At 60.5% G+C, this 15,819-nt stretch carries 14 protein-coding genes and 1 tRNA gene; 6 read left to right on the forward strand and 9 right to left on the reverse strand.

The window, feature by feature from the left end; translation table 11 throughout:
* Positions 1–22: 22 nt before the first annotated feature.
* The 3 genes from QMX97_RS19130 to QMX97_RS19140 form a co-directional block, all read right to left on the reverse strand.
* A complete protein-coding gene (locus QMX97_RS19130; RefSeq protein WP_201143712.1) occupies positions 23–574 on the reverse strand; it encodes a tetratricopeptide repeat protein in 552 nt (183 codons plus the stop codon).
* A gap of 48 nt (positions 575–622) precedes the next feature.
* The gene (locus QMX97_RS19135) at positions 623–1,174 is read right to left on the reverse strand and encodes a cytochrome b (RefSeq protein WP_282397396.1); all 552 of its coding nucleotides are present in this window, start codon (positions 1,172–1,174) and stop codon (positions 623–625) included.
* A 139-nt stretch (positions 1,175–1,313) separates the two neighbouring features.
* Positions 1,314–1,940, reverse strand: coding sequence for a response regulator transcription factor (locus QMX97_RS19140; RefSeq protein WP_282397397.1), 627 nt, complete (start codon positions 1,938–1,940; stop codon positions 1,314–1,316).
* A 165-nt stretch (positions 1,941–2,105) separates the two neighbouring features.
* Between QMX97_RS19140 and QMX97_RS19145 the strand changes: the two genes are divergently transcribed.
* From QMX97_RS19145 to QMX97_RS19155, 3 genes are all read left to right on the forward strand, one after another.
* A complete protein-coding gene (locus QMX97_RS19145; RefSeq protein WP_282397398.1) occupies positions 2,106–5,723 on the forward strand; it encodes a transporter substrate-binding domain-containing protein in 3,618 nt (1,205 codons plus the stop codon).
* Between the two features lie 98 nt (positions 5,724–5,821).
* On the forward strand, positions 5,822–7,024 hold the full coding sequence (locus tag QMX97_RS19150) for an EAL domain-containing response regulator (protein ID WP_282397399.1): 1,203 nt from the start codon (positions 5,822–5,824) through the stop codon (positions 7,022–7,024).
* Positions 7,025–7,162: 138 nt separating this feature from the next.
* Positions 7,163–8,788, forward strand: coding sequence for a methyl-accepting chemotaxis protein (locus tag QMX97_RS19155; RefSeq protein WP_282397400.1), 1,626 nt, complete (start codon positions 7,163–7,165; stop codon positions 8,786–8,788).
* 108 nt (positions 8,789–8,896) lie between these two features.
* On the opposite strand, the gene QMX97_RS19160 is transcribed toward QMX97_RS19155, so the two are convergent.
* Positions 8,897–9,151, reverse strand: a complete 255-nt coding sequence (locus QMX97_RS19160) for a hypothetical protein (protein WP_106804865.1) — start codon at positions 9,149–9,151, stop codon at positions 8,897–8,899.
* 279 nt (positions 9,152–9,430) lie between these two features.
* On the opposite strand from QMX97_RS19160, the gene QMX97_RS19165 reads away from it, so the two are divergent.
* Positions 9,431–10,657, forward strand: a complete 1,227-nt coding sequence (locus QMX97_RS19165; RefSeq protein WP_065899394.1) for an MFS transporter — start codon at positions 9,431–9,433, stop codon at positions 10,655–10,657.
* A 61-nt stretch (positions 10,658–10,718) separates the two neighbouring features.
* Here QMX97_RS19165 and QMX97_RS19170 read toward each other — a convergent pair.
* The 5 genes from QMX97_RS19170 to dapA form a co-directional block, all read right to left on the reverse strand.
* Positions 10,719–10,808: transfer RNA gene (locus QMX97_RS19170), tRNA-Ser, on the reverse strand.
* Between the two features lie 83 nt (positions 10,809–10,891).
* Positions 10,892–11,605 (reverse strand): phosphoribosylaminoimidazolesuccinocarboxamide synthase, encoded by a 714-nt coding sequence (purC, locus tag QMX97_RS19175; RefSeq protein ID WP_016971341.1) that lies wholly within the window; start codon positions 11,603–11,605, stop codon positions 10,892–10,894.
* Between the two features lie 27 nt (positions 11,606–11,632).
* Positions 11,633–12,391, reverse strand: coding sequence for an MBL fold metallo-hydrolase (locus QMX97_RS19180; RefSeq protein WP_213552008.1), 759 nt, complete (start codon positions 12,389–12,391; stop codon positions 11,633–11,635).
* A 4-nt stretch (positions 12,392–12,395) separates the two neighbouring features.
* Positions 12,396–13,511 carry an outer membrane protein assembly factor BamC gene (gene bamC / locus QMX97_RS19185; protein ID WP_065899399.1) on the reverse strand — a complete coding sequence of 372 codons (1,116 nt, stop codon included), beginning with the start codon at positions 13,509–13,511 and terminating at the stop codon, positions 12,396–12,398.
* A 17-nt stretch (positions 13,512–13,528) separates the two neighbouring features.
* Positions 13,529–14,407: a 4-hydroxy-tetrahydrodipicolinate synthase gene (gene dapA / locus QMX97_RS19190; RefSeq protein WP_065899400.1), complete on the reverse strand. Its 879-nt coding sequence runs from the start codon at positions 14,405–14,407 to the stop codon at positions 13,529–13,531.
* A gap of 273 nt (positions 14,408–14,680) precedes the next feature.
* Between dapA and QMX97_RS19195 the strand changes: the two genes are divergently transcribed.
* Both QMX97_RS19195 and QMX97_RS19200 read left to right on the forward strand, forming a co-directional pair.
* The gene (locus QMX97_RS19195; protein WP_003172487.1) at positions 14,681–15,241 is read left to right on the forward strand and encodes a glycine cleavage system protein R; all 561 of its coding nucleotides are present in this window, start codon (positions 14,681–14,683) and stop codon (positions 15,239–15,241) included.
* A gap of 12 nt (positions 15,242–15,253) precedes the next feature.
* The gene (locus QMX97_RS19200) at positions 15,254–15,727 is read left to right on the forward strand and encodes a peroxiredoxin (RefSeq protein WP_025855402.1); all 474 of its coding nucleotides are present in this window, start codon (positions 15,254–15,256) and stop codon (positions 15,725–15,727) included.
* The last annotated feature ends 92 nt before the right edge of the window (positions 15,728–15,819 follow it).

The following is a 15,819-nucleotide window of genomic DNA, read 5'->3' on the forward strand; positions in this document are numbered from 1 at the left end:
CCTGCTCGTTCAGTCACCGATGTCATACCTGGGGCGCGGCAGTGATGGCCTCGGCCAGGTCTTCATATTCTTCGCAGGTGGTGCCGCACAGCGCCTTGATTTTCAGCAGTTGCTCCTGGGCCAGGTCCACCCGGCCCTTGATCACATAGGCCTCACCCAGGTATTCGCGGACCTGGGCGTAGTTGGGGTCCAAAGCCACAGACTGCAGGTAATAGCCGATGCCTTCATCGGTACGCCCCAGTTTGCGCGTGGCGTAGCCGCGGTAGTTGAGGGCCTTGGCGGTGTTGGGGTTGCTCAGGGTATTGAGCAAGGCCAGGGCTTCTTCATAGCGCCCGTCCTTGGCCAGGCGGTAGGCGTAGTCGGTCCGATCGGCATCCGACGTTGCCTTGCTGGTTTGCAGCACGCACTTGCCGGTCTTGGTGTCCCACACCTGGCCCTTCGGACAGTTCGGCTTGGGCGGCGCTGATTCATCGCCGGAAGCCCGGGCCTGGCCTGCGAGCAAGGCGACAGCCAGGCAGGCACCGAAGAGCAGCGCGGTGCGATAAGTAATGGGGTGTTGGTGGCGAGTCTTCATGGTTGTCGTGCTCCGTAACGATGGGGAGATACAGCAGCAAACATCACTTCAAACAGCGTCCCGTGGGGCGGGCAGCATGCGGCGCAGCGTGTTGTCACGCTTGATGCTGTGGTGCCACAGCGCCGCACAGGCGTGCAGGCCAGCCAGCCCGATGATCGCCCACGCCACGGTGTCATGCAGACCGCCCAGCGTGCCGCGCCATGCGTGATCAATCGCAAACGGCGCGGGAACTGAAAACAGTCCGAAAAAGTTGAATGGCTCGCCCTGTGCCCAACGAAACAGGAACCCCAGGACAATCTGCGCCAGCAGCAACAGGTACAGGCAACCATGCGCCATTTTCGCCAGCAGGTTAAGCGCCGGGTGACTGTCGGCCTTGAGCCGGGTGCCGCCAGACAGCCGCCACGCGATCCGCGCGACGATCAGTACCGCCAGGGCAATGCCCAGGGAGATATGCACCGACTGCAGGCCCTTGCGCAGCGGCGTGCCTTTTTCCAGGTTTTCCCAGATATGCGCACTGGCGAACATGAAGATCACCACGGCAGCGGTCAGCCAGTGGAAGGTGCGGGTCAGGCGGTCGTAGCGGTCGACAGGTGTGTTCATGGGCGCTTCCTGGGTGGTCTGTGGAGTGAACACCGCAGGAGGGGAAGTTATTCGGTGGGGCGAGGATTTTATTTCAGCGGCCGCAAACCCTCTGGGCAAGCAACCCTGCACCGTGGTGCGGGGCAGATTCGATAACGCTTCAAATAAGGTTGTTGCGCCTGGCGATATCCGCCAAATCCACCACCGATTTCACATTCAGCTTTGTCATCAAGCGCGCCTTGTAGCAACTCACCGTCTTGCTGCTGAGCAAAATATTCTGCGCAATATCCTTGTTGCTCATGCCTCTGGAAAGCTGCTGGAACACGGAAAGCTCACGGTTGGACAGCGAGGAAATAAGCTGCGACTCATCCACTGCCAATGCGTTTTTCTTCGAAAACCCCATCACCGCTTCCGGACAATAAACGTAGCCGCTCATTACCGTTTTCATGGCCAGCGCGAGCACGTTCAACTCATCGGTCTTGCTGATGAATCCTGAAGCGCCGGCGCCGATGCAACGCGTGGCGTAGTGTTCCGAGCACAGCGAGGTGAGCACGATGATCCGCGTATTCAACTCGAGGGCACGGATGCGTTCGATGACCGCGATACCGTCCAGGCGCGGCATAGTGATGTCCAGCAACACCAGGTCCGGGGTCAGTTGCCGGACCAGGCTGATGGCGTCGACGCCGTTGTCCGTTTCGCCCACCACCTCATAGCCTTCCTCACTCACCAGCGTGCGCAGCGCGGTCCTGATAAAGGGGTGGTCATCGACCACCAGGACTTTATACATCTGCAGGCTTCCTCGGTGTTTAGTGGTGCTTCGTCGGCAATTATGTCGACAATGTACCATAATGCTTTAATGCCACTACTCAAATCCGGACGAGTTACGCGCCTTCCGGACAATAGCGTTATGCTGCTACCGCACCCTTTTCCCTCTGCATTAAGGACCTTTGATTTGAAGTTGCTCGCAGCCATGCTGATGTTCTGGGCAGGCGTTCACGTGGCATGGGCGGCGGGTTCGCCCGTCACATTGACGGTGCTGGGCAGATCGATACTGTCGGACAGCGAGTTGCACCTGAGCCCCGCCGACCTGAAAGTGTTGGGCAGTAAAAAGCATCTGCGTGTCGGCACCTCCGAACCTGACTATCCACCGTTTGATATCACCAACCACAGCAATGAGTTCGAGGGTATCAGTGCGGATTACCTGGCACTCATCGGCCAATTGCTGGCGGTGCAAATCCAGGTGCAGCGCTACCCTAGCCGACCCGAGGTGATCCAGGCGCTCAAACGCGGCGAGATCGACCTGCTGGCTTCTGCAAATGGCTTTGAAGCCGCAGACCCGGACCTTCGGCTGTCAGAGCCGTACACCCTGGACCAACCGACGCTGGTGGCGCGCAGCAACGATTCGCCCCTGCTCGATCCGACCCTGGCCGGTAAAACGGTGGCCATGGTCGACCATTACCTGCCGCTGAACACCGTGCAAGCGTTCTACCCGCACGCCACCTTCAAACTCTACCCCTCCATCCTCAATGCCGTCGGTGCAGTGGCGTTTTCCAAGGCAGATCTTTACTTGGGCGACTCGGTGACGGCCAGTTACCTGATCAACAAGAGTTACCTGAACAATGTGCAGTTGGTGGATTTTTCGCGCATGGAGGTCAACAATTTCTCGTTCGCCGCGACTCGCCAGAACACGCCGCTGCTGCACCTGGTCAACGCCGCCCTTCGCGCGATCCCCTCAACTGAACAGATGGCTATCGCGCGTCGCTGGAATGCCGGCGGCGTCAGTATTTCCGGTACTCATCAAGTGCAGTTCAGCGTCGAGGAACAACGCTGGCTGGCACAACATCCACGGCTCAAAGTGATCATCAATGAAGACTTTCTACCGTTTACGTTTTTTGATGAACAGCAACGTTTCAGGGGCCTGAGTGCCGATGTAATCGCCAAGATCAGCCTCAGGACCGGACTGAAATTCGACCCGCAAAAAGGCGGCTCGGTCGATGAAATGATCACCCGCGTCAACCAGGGCAACGCCGATCTGCTGGCGGCGCTGACCCCCAGTATCGATCGGCAGGCGCGCGTGAGCTTCAGCCGCCCGTACCTGTCCACGCCGTTTGTACTGGTCACGCGTAACCGGGTAAACAGTCCGAACAGCTTGCAGGACCTGTCGGGAAAACGCCTGGCGATCATCAAGGGCAATGCCAGCAGGGAGATGATTGAACGCCAGTTCCCGCAGGTGCAGATCGTCGAGGCGCAAAGTCTTGACGACGCGTTTTCGTTGCTTGCCAAAGGCAGCGTGGACGCCAGCGTCAGCACGCTGGTCAGCGCACGTTATCTGATTAGCCGAAATTACCCTGACCAACTGAGGATCAGCGCAACCGTCGGCGCCCGTGCCGCGCAGCTGGCATTTGCGGTGGACCGTTCCTCGCCGATCCTGCTCTCGATCCTCAACAAGGCCCTGCTGAGCATTTCGCCTGAAGAAATGGACGAACTGACCAATCGCTGGCGCAGCCCGTTGGTCCTCGACGACAGCTACTGGGCCAAACACCGGACGGCGATCCTGCAGGGTTTTGCGCTGGCAGCCGGGCTGTTGCTGAGCGCGTGTGTGTGGATTGTATTGCTGCGCCGTCAGGTCCTGCGCCGCAAACTCGCCGAACGAGCACTGAGCGCCAGGCTTGAATTTGACCGTGTGCTGATCAACGGCACGCCCCACCCCACCTATGTGCGGGACCGCCAGGCGCGCCTGCTGCTGTGCAACAAGGCTTACCGGCAAGTCTTCGGTGTCGAGGACGAGCGACAGCTGCTGGGCACCACCGTGATGCAAAGCCTGCTCTCCAGCGAAGAGCAGGCCCTGGAATATCACCGCGACTACCTCGCGGTGATGGACGCCGATGAACCGATGCTACGTGATCGCCAGATCGTGTTGCCCAGCGGTGAAGTCCTCACGATCTATCACTGGATCCTGCCTTTTCGCGGCAGTGAGGGCCGTGTCGACGGCTTGATCGGTGGCTGGGTCGACGTCAGTGACCGCCAGCGCCTGGTGGAGGAACTGCACACGGCAAAGCGCGAGGCAGACAATGCCAACCGGGCCAAGACCACCTTTCTGGCGACCATGAGCCACGAGATTCGCACCCCCATGAACGCGGTGCTTGGCATGCTGGAAATGGCCGCGCGCAAATCGGAACAAGGCCTGTTCGACCGGGCCGCCATCGATGTTGCATCGGGTGCCGCCAAGGAACTGCTGGCGCTGATCGGCGATGTACTCGACATCGCCCGGATCGAGTCCGGCCGCCAGCGCCTGACGCCCGAAAGTGCCAACCCCTTCCAGCTCTTGAACTCGGTGGCACGTGTGTTCGATGGCCTGGCGCGTGAAAAGGGCATTGCCCTGGTCCTGGACATCGATCCGGCCCTGGACCGCAATGTGCTGATTGACGCCATGCGCTTCAAACAAATTATCGCCAACCTGCTGAGTAACGCGATCAAGTTCACCCCCGTGGGTGAAGTGCGCATTACCGCGCATGCGCAATCTGCCAACGGTACTCACCCGCTGCAGTTATCGGTGAGTATCGTGGACACCGGCGTGGGCATCTGCGAAGCCGATCAGCAGCAACTGTTCTCGCCGTTCAGCCAGGCCGGCAATCAGCAACAAGGCTCGGGCCTGGGCCTGGTCATCAGCCGGTCGCTGATCGAGTTGATGGGCGGCAGCCTGGCGTTGTCCAGCGTGCCGAGCAAAGGCACCCGCGTCACCCTGAAGCTTGAACTCCCGGGCACAGACGCGCCGTCCCCGCAGGCTGGCGCGCCCCTGGACATCGTCCCGGGCCTGCCGTTGAACGTGCTGATCGTGGACGACTACACCGCCAATCGCCTGGTGCTGTCACAACAACTCGCGTACCTGGGTCACGCGGTTCAGGAGGCCAGCGATGGCATTCAAGCCCTGGCGTTGTGGAACGCGCAACCGTTCGATGTGGTGGTGACAGACTGCGACATGCCCGGCATGAACGGCTACCAATTGGCCCAGGCCATTCGCCAGGCCGAACACGCGCGGGGCGAACCTGGGTGTTTGCTGCTGGGCTTCACCGCCAACGCGGTCGCCGAGGAAAAACAGCGTTGCCTGCAGGCCGGCATGGATGACTGCCTCTTCAAGCCCATCAGCCTGGAGCAACTGAACGCTCGGCTGCAGCCTCTGCAAACGGCATACTTCATTGATGAAACGGGTGCAGAGCTGACCCCCGCATCACTCGACGCGCAGTTGAAAACGCTGACACTGGGCAAGTCATCGGCGCTGCAAACGCTGCGCGAAGAACTGATATCGAGCACCCGCGCCGACCTGCATCAGCTCACCGAACTGCTGGCGCGCGATGACCGCCAATCCCTGGCTCACTTGGCTCATCGGGTAAAAGGCGGGGCGAGGCTCATCCGCTACGAGCAATTGATCCTCACCTGCGAGCACCTTGAAGCCAATTGCACAAATGAGGCCGCGCAAATGCACCTGAGCACCTCGGTGCAGGCGGTGGAAATCTGTATGCGGCGGCTTCTGGATTTGCTGCGGGGCGATTCTCGACCGGTATCTGCTTAAGAAATTTCTTGCAAAGACGTAAGGGTTTTCGAGATTAAAAGGCCATCACTCTTTGGCAAGCTGGCGCCTTAGAATTTCGATGAGCCCTTCAGATGCCAATGTCCACACTTCGCGTCCTGGTGCTGGAGGACCAGCCCGTACAGCGCCGTTATGCGGTCACACTCCTCGCGCACCTGGGTTGTACGCGCATTCTTGAAGCCCGCGAGGGTTGGGAGGCGCTGCAGTTGCTGGAGCGCAATGGACCGGTCGACATCGCTTTTTGCGACATCCGCATGGAGGGCATGGACGGTATTACTTTCCTGCGCCGTGCCAGCCAACGACACGCGCTTAAATCGGTGGTCATCACCAGCAGCATTGCCCTGGACTTGCGCCAAGCCATCAGCCATATGGCGACATTGCTCGGCCTGCGCGTCCTCGGCCAGCTGTGCAAGCCCATGCATGCGCAAGACGTGAAAAGACTCGCGAGCCAGTACCTTGACCATGATCCGCTCCACGCTTACCCACTGCATGTCACCCGCGTGACCAGCGAACACCAGGTGCTGGGAGCCTTGGAGAACGGTGAACTGGAGGTCTTCTACCAGCCCAAATTCGCTATGCGGACACTGCAGGTCACCTCCGTGGAGGCGCTTGCACGCTGGAACCATCCCGAGCGGGGCATCCTGCCACCCGCTTCATTTATTCCGGTATTGGAGCGCCATGGCCTGCTGGACAGTCTGTTGTATCGCCAGATTGATCAATGCCTGACGCTGCGCAAGGAGGCGCTGGCCAACGCGGTGCCACTCACCTTCGCGGTGAATGTCAATGCGAGCCAGTTTGCCAACCCGCAGATGAGTGCGCACATCGCCCTGCTGCTGAAACGCTTCGACGCACCGGGGTCCAGCCTGACGTTTGAGATGACCGAAACCGGCAGGCTCGATCCGGGCTCCATCAGCCTTGAGAACATGGTGCGCCTGCGCTTGATGGGCTGTGGGTTATCCATCGACGACTTTGGTGGTGGCTATTCCTCATTGCAGCGCCTGTGCAGCCTGCCGTTCAACGAAATAAAAATAGATGCCGAATTTATCCGCGACTTGTCGTCGGAACCGCGCAGTCGCGCGGCGATTTCCAGCGTGTTGTCACTCGCCCGCGAGCTGAGTATTGAGGTGGTGATCGAGGGCATCGAAACCACTGAACAACGCGACATCCTGCTCCACCTGGGTTGCGAGACGGGCCAGGGCTACCTGCTGGCTCGTCCCATGCCCGCGCACAGCCTGCTGCCCTGGCTGCTCGACAGAAACGCGGCCATACCGCACTCGCCATGATGCCTGGCGCTGCCCGCCGGGCCTGGCTGCACGGTTAAAAAATCCAAACCAACCGCGTGGTGTAACGACTGCCTCCTGCGATTTCACGTGGACAAGGCAGCGCTGCGGCCACTCTTTTTCCGTTCACCGGGGGAGTTCATGAGTTTAAGAAAGATGAAAATAGCGCTGCGTTCGGCCTGTGGTTTTGGCCTGGTCGGACTGCTCGTGGTGTTGCTTGGCTTGTTCTCTCTGAGCCAGATGCGCGATATGGCCAGCCAGTCGGATGAAGTCGATAAAAACTGGCTGCCGAGCATTCTGGCCCTGGGCGACCTGCAAACCACCATGTCCGAGATACGTGTCGCGACTTACCGCGTCATGCTGCTGGACAACTCGGAACAGGTGAAAGCCAGCCAGCGAGCTTTTTCGCAGCTGCGCGAGAAGATTCAGGCGGACAACACGCAGTACGCCGGCAAACTCGCCGCGGACGCCGAACGGGCCAGCTTCGAGCGTTTCAAGTCGGTCCAGGCGCAGTACCTGCAAGTTCAGCAAGAGGTATTGAACCTGGCCGCACACGGCGAGCGCCCCGCAGCGATCGCCTTGCTCAACGGCGAACTGATCGCCCTGGGCGACAGGCTTGGGTCCGAGTTGGCCAGTCTGCTGGCGATCAATATCGAGGAAGCCGACAACGCCGCGACGAGTTCCGACACCACGTACCACAGCGCCGTAAAGTGGGTGTTCGTCGCCATGGTGCTGGCGACACTCCTTACCGCACTCCTCGCCACTCTGTTTACCCGCAGCATCGTGCTGCCGTTGCACCAAGCGGTACGCATCGCCGAGCAAGTGGCCAAAGGCGACCTGACCGTGTCGATTGTGGTCGAGGGCAAGGACGAGCCTGCCCAGCTGTTGCGTGCGTTGGAAACCATGCAATCTGACCTTCGTGAAACCATCCACCAGATTACCGACTCCTCCAATCAACTGGCCTCGGCGGCCGAAGAACTCTCGGCCGTTACCGAGGAATCGACACGGGCACTGCACGAGCAAAACGGTGAAATCGAGCAGGCGGCCACGGCCGTCAACCAGATGACGGCGGCGGTGGACGAAGTCGCGCGCAACGCCATCAGCACCGCCGACGCCTCGCGCGAGGGTGACGCCATGGCGGGCAATGGTCGCAGTCACGTGATGGACACCGTGGAGTCGATCTCCTTGCTGGCCGAAGAAGTGACGTCGGCAACCGAGGAAATCCAGAGTTTGGCCGACAGCGTCCAGGACATCACCAAAGTCTTGGACGTGATCCGCGCCATTGCCGAACAAACCAATCTGCTGGCACTGAACGCTGCCATCGAGGCCGCCAGAGCCGGTGAGGCCGGACGTGGTTTCGCGGTGGTGGCCGACGAAGTCCGCGCCCTCGCGCATCGAACCCAGCAATCGACCCAGGAAATCGAGCAGATGGTCGGCGGCGTGCAGAAAGGTTCGACCCAGGCGGTATCGGCGATGCACAGCAGCAATGAACGGGCACGCGCGACACTGACCGTAGCCCACAGTGCGGGAGAGTCGCTGGAACGGATCACCCATGCAATCACCCGAATTACCGAAGGCAACCTGATCATCGCCAGTGCATCCGAAGAACAGGCGCAGGTGGCCCGTGAGGTGGACCGCAATCTGACGAATATCCGCGATCTGTCCGCCCAGACTGCCGCCGGCGCCAATCAGACCACCGCCGCCAGCCAGGAGCTTTCGCGCCTGGCGGTGGACCTCAATACGATGATTGCGAAGTTTGTGGTTTGACCGCGCCACTGCGCAGCTAGGCTGACTCCGGAGCGCTTGAACCACACGGCTAAAACAACAAAGCCCCGCAGCGTGTTCAGCTGCGGGGCTTTTTTCATGACGTGTAACTCAGTTGCCGCGCTCTTTATTGGCTTGGGAAAGCACCGAGGCGGCCAGGGATTTGGTTTTCTCGCTGTAGTGGCCGCTCTGGAGGGCCTTCCCGGCTTTTTCCTCCATGTCGGCACTGGTCTGCTTGTCGGTACCGCTCTGGGCCAATGCAGACGCCGCCAGGCTTTTGGCAATGGCCGAGGCGTTTGGATCAGTGAGGGTGTGCGCGGCCAGCGTGGCCATTTTGTCGGAGGTTTTTTTCGTGTTTTTGCTCATGATGCATTTCCTATGCAGTGTGGGAATTTCTACCTGAAAAACCGTGGGGCCCAAGATAGTGACTAACGCCACGGGTCGCAATGCATTGCCTGTAGGCAGCGTTGGAGATGCAGGTAAGAAAAACCCAACCGTCCTGTAGGGGCGTCGAATCGATTGCACTGATGGTTATTATCGAAACGAGCGCCTGTGTGATTGCCAGAGCCGATTCATATAATCGCCTCCACTTTCCCTCCCCCTCGCCTGACTTCAGGCGACATTCCCCTTCTGGAATCCAGCACCATGCCAAGCGCGAGCCAGGCCCCCAGCGGCCGTCCCGAACATAATCAACAGAGTGTCAAACAGCAGTGGCTGGCGATTCTCTCGGTCGCCGTGGGCGCCTTTGCCCTGGTCACCAGTGAGTTTCTGCCGGTGGGCGTCCTCAACGACGTCGCCAGCGACCTCGGCATCAGTGCCGGGCACGCCGGCCTGATGGTGACCCTGCCCGGTATCATGGCCGCCCTCGCCGCCCCGTTGCTGTCTGTCAGCATTGGCGCCATGGACCGTCGTTATCTGCTGATCGGCCTGACGCTGATCATGATCATCGCCAACTCGGTCGTGGCTTACGCCAGCGACTTCAGCCTCCTGCTGTTCGGCCGTGTCCTGCTGGGTATCAGCATCGGCGGCTTCTGGGCCACGGCAATCGCCCTCAGCGGCCGCCTCGCCCCCAAGGGCGTGGGCGTCGCGAAGGCCACCTCGATCATCATGATGGGCGTGACCCTGGCCACCGTACTCGGCGTCCCCGTGGGCACCTGGCTCAGCGGCCTGATGGGCTGGCGCATGACCTTCCTGGTCACCGCGCTGGTCGGCGTGCCGGTGCTGCTCGCGCAAGTCCTCCTGCTGCCCCGCCTGAAGCCGGAAAAGGCCATTCAAGTGCGTGACCTGCCCGCCTTGTTCATCAACCCGCAAGCACGGGTCGGATTGATCGCCGTCCTGCTGATCGGCCTGGCGCACTTCGCCGCCTACACCTACGTCGCGCCCTTCTTCAAAAACAGTTCGGGCTTTGACGGACCGACGATTGGCTCACTGTTGCTGCTCTACGGCGTGGCCGGGGTCATGGGTAATGTCTTCGCCGGCTTCGCCGCCAACCGCAGCGTGCGCCACACCTTGCTGTTGGTCGCACTAATGATCGGCACCAGCACCGCCCTGTTCCCCTACTTCGCCACCGGCATGACCGGCGCAGCGATGCTGATCGCCCTCTGGGGCTTCGCCTTCGGCGCCTTCCCGGCCTGCGCAAGTATCTGGATGTTTGTCGTGGCCCCCAAGGATGTCGAACGCGGCATGCCACTGTTCGTCGCCTTGTTCCAGGTGATCATCGCCCTGGGCTCGTTCTTCGGCGGCCGGATTGTCGACCAGATGGGCAGCGCGGTGCTGCTGAGCCTGGCCACGGCGTTGGTGGGCTGTGGGTTCGTGACGGTGCTGGTACTGGGGCGTCGTGTGAGTAATAGCCTGGTGGCCCAGCCGAGCTGATCAAACCGCAGAAACGAAAAAGCCCCGTAGCTTGTTCAGCTACGGGGCTTTTTCTATGTAATGGCGGAGAGATAGGGATTCGAACCCTAGGTACCGGTGAAGGTACAACGGATTTCGAATCCGTCCCATTCGGCCACTCTGGCATCTCTCCAACGGCGCGCATCATAACAGTGTGTTTCGCGGAAGCAAACCCCAAACGCGATTTTTTTCCGTGCTATCAGATGCTTGCGTCGATTAAAGCGGTACGCCGAGACGATTGGCGACTTCTTCGTAGGCTTCGATCACATCACCGAGGCCCTGGCGGAAGCGGTCTTTGTCCATCTTCTTCTTGGTGTCCTTGTCCCACAGGCGGCAGCCGTCCGGGCTGAATTCGTCGCCGAGGACGATGGAGCCATCGTGGAATACGCCGAATTCGAGCTTGAAGTCCACCAGCAGCAGGCCGGCGTCGTCGAACAGCTTGCTCAGCACCTCGTTGACCTTGAGGGACAACTCTTTCATGCGCGCCAGTTGCTCAGCGGTGCCCCAGCCGAATGCCACGACGTGGGATTCGTTGATGAACGGGTCGCCTTTGGCGTCGTCCTTCAGGAACAGCTCGAAGGTGTAGGGGTTGAGCTTGAGGCCCTCTTCCACGCCCAGGCGCTTGACCAGGCTGCCGGCGGCGTAGTTACGCACGACGCATTCCACCGGGATCATGTCCAGCTTCTTGACCAGGCACTCGTTGTCGCCCAGCAGTTTGTCGAATTGGGTCGGAATGCCGGCCGCTTCGAGTTTCTGCATGATGAAGGCGTTGAACTTGTTGTTCACCATGCCCTTGCGATCAAGCTGTTCGATGCGCTTGCCGTCGAACGCCGAAGTGTCGTTGCGAAACAGCAGGATCAGGCGGTTGGCGTCGTCGGTCTTGTAAACCGACTTGGCTTTGCCGCGGTAGAGTTCTTCACGTTTTTCCATGATGGGCTCCGCTTTGAGTGAGGTGGGCTAGGCGATGTGTCGCCAGTCGAGCCCTGAATCTTGATCGGCCAGTTGCAGCCAGTCCGGGTCGCACCCAAGGGTGTCGACAAAACATTGCCGGGCAAGCGTCGGCAGGTTGTTCTTGCTGCTCAAGTGGGCCAGGACCAGGTGTTGCAGGTCTTGCCAGCCCAACTCATACACCAGGTACGCCGCCTGGTGGTTGTTCAAATGTCCCAGTTCGCCACCGACCCGCTGCTTGAGAAAGTAGGGGTAATGACCGCGAGCCAGCAGGTCCCGGCAGTGGTTGGATTCGATCATCAATGCATCGAGGTTCCGGTAACCGTCCAGCACCTTGGCGCAGTAGGAGCCCAGGTCGGTGAGCACGCCGAAACGCCGCTCGCCATCACTGAATACATACTGCGTCGGTTCCTGGGCGTCGTGCGCCACGGCAATCACATCAATGCTCAACGCACCGATCTGCAGTTGCTCGCCACCGGCCAGGAAACCTGCGGGTTCAATCGGTTTGCGCATCCCGCGCAAGGTACCGCGACTGAGGTACACCGGAAGATTGTAGCGCCGAGACAGCAAACCCACGCCATGCACGTGGTCGGCATGTTCGTGGGTCACCAGAATCGCGTTCAGCTGCGTGGGGTGAACCCCCAGGCGCAGCAGGCGCCGCTCGGTTTCCCGTAACGAGAAACCACAATCCACCAGCACGTACGTGTCGTCATGAGCGACCAGCGTGCCGTTCCCTTGGCTACCGCTGCCGAGAACGGCAAAACGCATCGGATCAGCCCAGGTTGTCCTGAATCACGCCCAACACTTTCCGCGCTGTTTCAGCTGGCGCAACGGTATTGATGTTCTTCTCGACGGTGACTTGTACGCTTTCGCCAACCTTGCTCAAACGAACCTGGTAGCGCTCGGCGCGGGTCTCGATCTCTTCCTTGGTCGGCTTGCTGCCGAACAATTTGCCGAAGAAACCTGGCTCTTCATCTTTGCGCTCGGCTTTTTCAGCCACGTTGATGTAGTAGAGGCCCAGGCTGCGGTTGATGTCTTCAACGCGCCATGGACCCTGCTCCAAGGCACGGCCAACACTGGCCCAGGCACGGTCCAGGTCTTCACCCAGGTTCAGCACCACGTTGCCGCTGCCGTCTTCGGTGAGGCTGACGCGGCTCGGGGTGTCGTAATCACGTGCGGCGAGCAGGGAGACGGAACCGCCCTTCTCGGAAATGCGGCTCATGCTGGCCAGCATCTCGTCGACCAGTGCCGAGTCGACACCGGTGTTGACCGAACGGTTGGTGAAATCGACGTTGGCGGTGCTGCCGGCAGGACGCTCGGCGCTGACGACGTAGACTTCACTGGTATTGCGCTGCACGCCAGGCTCGATGCGCACACGCACTCGGGCTTCGCTGTCAGCGGCTACACCACCGGCCTGCAGGCGCTTGGCCATGCTGGCGGAGAGTTCGCTGCTGTGCTGCCATGCCGTGGTGAATTCACCGGTCTGTGGACGCTGCTCTTCAATACGGAAGCCGTTGTCCTGGAAGAACTGCACCGCCACCGGCCAGACTTCGGCTGGTGGACGCTGGGCCATGATCCAGCGCGAATCGCCGCTCTTCTGCAGGCTGTAGTCGCTGGCATCCGCCACGGCCGAGATCGGCTGTGGACGTGGTACCACGTACTCACCCTTGGTGGTGTCGTCGGCCACGTTGCGTGGAATCGGCAGCAACGGGTCAAGGCGCTTGGCGACATTGACGTCCGGCGGCAGTTGCATCGGTTTGGTTGCTTGTGCTTCCAGGTAATCGCTGCCGCGGTCACGGAAGTAGCCTTCCGGGCCCCAGATCCAACCGCAGCCACTGGTGCTGGAGATAATCAAGGCAAGTGCGGAAAGTCCGGCCAATCGCTTCATGCGTAGTGCTTCCTCAATTAAACCAGGACGCCGGACTGGCGCAGGGCCTGTCGCAGCGGTTCGTGACAGGCGTCGCTGAGGCGGGTGAGCGGCAGACGGATACCGTCCGGCATCAGGCCCATCTCGAACAGCGCCCATTTCACGGGAATAGGGTTGGATTCGATAAACAGTGTCTTGTTGAGCGGCATCAGCTTCTCGTGGATCGCGCGGGCGGTCACGGCGTCGCCGGCGATGGCGGCGGCGCACATTTCGCTCATGGCACGCGGGGCCACGTTGGCGGTGACCGAGATGTTGCCCTTGCCGCCCAGCAGGATCAGCTCGACAGCAGTGGCGTCGTCACCGGAATACACCAGGAAGTCGCTGCTCACGCCGGCGAGGATGTCCTTGGCGCGCTGCAGGTCGCCGGTGGCTTCCTTGATGCCGATGATGTTCGGCACGGTGGACAGGCGGATCACGGTCTCGGCCTTCATGTCGCAGGCAGTGCGGCCGGGTACGTTGTAGAGGATCTGCGGGATGTCCACGGCTTCGGCAATGGTGCGAAAGTGCTGGTACAGGCCTTCCTGGGTCGGCTTGTTGTAGTACGGGGTCACCAGCAGGCAGGCATCGGCGCCGGCCTTCTTGGCGTTCCTGGTCAACTCGATCGCTTCACGCGTCGAGTTGGCGCCCGTACCGGCGATCACGGCAATGCGGCCCGCGACGCGCTTGACCACGAATTCGATCACCTGGATGTGTTCTTCCACATCGAGGGTGGCCGATTCACCTGTGGTGCCGACCGCCACGATGGCGTTGGTGCCTTCTTGCAGGTGGAAGTCCACCAGTTTGCCCAGGCTGTCCCAGTCGAGATGACCTTGTGCATCCATGGGTGTGACCAGTGCCACCATACTGCCCGCAATCATGCAACCGCTCCTGCCGGAAAAAGAGAGCCGTAATGGTACTGGCGCCAAGATGCTTGTACAAGCTAAGTACCGCCTGACGATGCGTTCCGGAGCAACTAAACGACGGGCAATGCCATCATTGGGCCAAAGTACGGCCGCAAGCCCGAGAAAATTCCGCCGTTCACGCAATGAAAACGCCACCTCCTATCCCTTGGCGACGCTTTTCGCTACCCTTCATCCTTTGATCGATACGGCCCTCACAGTATCGACCGCTCATCGTTTTAGGAAGGCTGCATGTCCACCCCCACAGTTCGCGAACAATTCCTTGTTATCAGTGCCCTCGGCGCCAACCCCATGGAGCTGACCAACGTCCTGTGCCGCGCCAGCCATGAAAACCGCTGCGCCGTCGTGACTTCCCGCTTGACCCGCCACGGCGAGTGCAGTGCGCTGGTGCTGCAGATTTCCGGCACCTGGGATGCCCTCGCGCGCCTGGAAACCGGCTTGCCGGGCCTGGCCAAGAAGCACGACTTCACCGTCAACGTGGTGCGCAGCGCGGCCCTGGAGAACCGTCCCCAGGCCCTGCCTTATGTAGCGTACGTGAGCTCGGCCTACCGCTCGGACATCGTCAATGAGCTGTGCCAGTTCTTTATCGACCACAACGTCGAGCTGGAGAACCTCACCTGCGACACCTACCAGGCGCCACAAACCGGCGGCACCATGCTCAACGCCACGTTCACCGTGACCTTGCCGGCCGGCGTGCAGATCAGCTGGTTGCGCGACCAGTTCCTGGACTTCGCCGATGCCTTGAACCTCGACGCACTGATCGAGCCGTGGCGCCCACAGAACCCAATGTAAGGAAGTTTTTTCATGGCGGTAGTCATCGACAAACCCGTAGCCGATTTCGAAGCCCAGGCCACCAGCGGCCAGACCTTCAGCCTCGCCGCTCTCAAGGGCAAGCAGGTGGTGATCTACTTCTACCCGAAGGACAGCACCCCGGGCTGCACCACCGAAGGCCAGGGTTTCCGTGACCAGTACGCGGCATTCAAGGCCGCCAACACCGAGGTGTTTGGCGTGTCACGTGACAGTGTGAAGTCTCACGAGAACTTCAAGGGCAAGCAGGAATTCCCCTTTGAGCTGATCAGCGACAAGGACGAAGCGGTTTGCCAACTGTTTGATGTGATCAAGCTGAAGAAGCTGTACGGCAAGGAATACCTGGGCGTGGATCGCAGCACTTTCCTCATCGATAGCGAAGGTGTGCTGCGCCAGGAATGGCGTGGCGTGAAAGTGCCGGGTCATGTGGATGCGGTGTTGGCGGCGGCGCAGGCTTTGAACAAGGCTTGATTGCTGCTGCGACCTTTGGATTGTCAGCGCCGGCAAGCCGGCTCCTATAGTGGTTACGCATTTCCCTGTAGGCGCCGGCTTGCCGGCGATGG

Origin of the sequence: Pseudomonas sp. PS01298 (assembly GCF_029959745.1) — a bacterium.
Classification (GTDB): Bacteria; Pseudomonadota; Gammaproteobacteria; order Pseudomonadales; family Pseudomonadaceae; genus Aquipseudomonas; species Aquipseudomonas aylmerensis.